1 pseudogene is annotated in these 468 nt (G+C 69.7%); it reads right to left on the bottom strand.

Annotated elements, in window-relative coordinates:
* Positions 1-468, bottom strand: a pseudogene (locus tag ACYVOO_RS25930) (non-ribosomal peptide synthetase); the annotation flags it as partial.

Consider the following 468-nt stretch of genomic DNA (forward strand, 5'->3'; position numbering starts at 1 on the left):
CCACCACCAGCAACCACCGCCACCCCACCCGGATCCACCGCCACCCGCCGCTCAAACAACTCCACCACCGACGAACCACCCACCGGCTCCACCACCGTGTCGTTCCACCCCACCAACACCCGATCCCGCTCACCAGCATCCAGCACATCCACCGCAGACAGCCGCACCTCCGGGGTCTCGGTCACCGTCGTGAGCACCTGCACGAGCCAGTCGGCCATCCGCCCGGCCGTCGGCTCGTCGAACAGGTCTGCCGCAACCGTCACCGCCCCCCGCAGACCCGCTGGCCTGCCCTCGGGGTCAAACACCTCTCCCAGGGACACCCACAGGTCGAACTTCACCAACGCGGCCGTGTCGGCCGACCCCAGACCTGTGCCGCTGCCGGTGCGGACGCCGGGCATGTCCAGGGACGCGTTGCCGCTGGTCTGCATGGTCAGCACGACCTGCGCCAACGGATGCCGCGCCATAGAC

It is taken from the genome of Streptomyces daliensis (genome assembly GCF_054782395.1).